Below are 1,751 nucleotides of genomic sequence, written 5' to 3' on the forward strand. Positions count from 1 at the left end.
AAAACGAAAAAAAATCAACAGGGGCTTTATGCGCTTTTTTTGCATAATAATAAAGAGTGCATATAGTCATACCACAAGAATTACAGAAATAAAAAAAGAGTCACCTAGTCTAATATACTGGTATATTAAATAATCGCGGGGTAAACCTTAACCTTTAATTTTATTACGGGGTTTGCCTTTTTCTGCTTTAATTTCTAAATGGGGTAATTTCATAATAAAAAGAAACCTCCTGATATAATATATGTTTGCAGACATTTATATCTTGAAAGGAGGTTCCTCATGAACGATTTTATCATTAAACTTCTTGATTTAAAAGAAAAAGATTTGGATTTTATTGAATCTATTACCAAAACTGAATCTTCTGATTTTATTATTATTCTTAAAAGATCTATTCAGGTTTGTCCTCATTGTGGTTCTTTAACCGATAGAATTAAAGATTATAAAATCAGAAAATTAAATCATAAAGTTTTAATTCATTCTCATTCTTTTATTTTCTATAAACAACGTCGTTATTGCTGCAAGGACTGTGGCAAGTCCTTCGTTGAATATTCTCCCTTTACTGGTACCAGACATATCCTTACTGCTTCTACTGTTATCAATATTCTTAATGATTTGAAACCTTACACTTCTACATTTTCTTCTGTAGCTAAAAAATATGGTGTTTCTGTTTCTACTGTTGTTGATATCTTCGATAGACATGTTCAAATCAAAAGAAAAACTCTTACTCATATCCTCTGTTTTGATGAATTCTATTTCAACAGACATGCAAAAAAGAAATATGCTTTTATGATTATGGATTTTTCTAAAAAATATATTATTGATATTGTGGAATCCAGATGGAGTGAAGATCTTTATGACTATTTCTTCCACATTCCTCTTGAAGAACGAAATCAAGTTAAATATATCATTATAGATATGTATTCTAATTATAAGTTCATTATTCATAATTTTTTTAAAAGTGCTATTATCTGCGTTGATCCTTTTCATGTAGTCAAAAAAGTTAATGATTCATTGAATCAGGTAAGAAAAAGAATCATGAAGAAGTATTCTACTGATGAACTTAAAAATTCTGTAGATTACAAACTTCTTAAAAGCAGATATTATATTATTCTTAAAAATGAAGACAGTTTAAACTTTGAAAAATTCTACTATGATAGAGTTTTAGGATATACAACAACTGAACTAGGCTTAAAGGAAAGAATCCTTCAAATTAATCCTATACTCAATGAAGCCTATAAAATAAAAGAAGAATACATCAACTTCAATAATGAAAATCAGGAGACATTTGATATAGATAAAAAAACAAAAGAATTCGATTCATTAATAAAAAGAATGAAATTATCAAATATACAGGAGATGATTGAATGTGCAAAGACACTCACAAACTGGAAACAGGAGATATTAAATTCATTTCATTGGTATGATGGAAGAAGACTTTCAAACGGACCTATAGAAGGAAAGAATAACTATATAAAGAAAATTATAAGTAATGCAAATGGATTAAGCAATTTTAAAAGAGCCAGGAACAAATTCATTTATTCACAAAACCAATATGAAAAATATCTAATAAATGAAAATTGATTATTTGCAATGAACTGCACCATCAATAGCATAAAGTGCACCACCAATTTTAACAACTACACCACTGAGATGATATTATTGAATATACGCAACTGCACCACCTTTTATATTATAGGTGGTCTTTTTTATATTATTATAATGTTGGAGACTTTGTCTCTAATATTATATGA

General features: G+C 27.6%; 1 protein-coding gene. It reads left to right on the forward strand.

The window, feature by feature from the left end; genetic code table 11:
- The first annotated feature begins 279 nt into the window (after positions 1–279).
- Positions 280–1,581, forward strand: coding sequence for an ISL3 family transposase (locus B5E48_RS13360; RefSeq protein ID WP_087305632.1), 1,302 nt, complete (start codon positions 280–282; stop codon positions 1,579–1,581).
- Positions 1,582–1,751 lie beyond the last annotated feature (170 nt).

The sequence above is a fragment of the Massilimicrobiota sp. An105 genome (assembly GCF_002161155.1).
Taxonomy (GTDB): Bacteria; Bacillota_I; Bacilli_A; order Erysipelotrichales; family Coprobacillaceae; genus Allocoprobacillus; species Allocoprobacillus merdigallinarum.

What these genes read in the sequence shown, in the direction of transcription:
- B5E48_RS13360 (WP_087305632.1), top strand. Translation starts at nt 280, where the DNA reads ATGAACGATTTTATCATTAAACTTCTTGATTTAAAAGAAAAAGATTTG.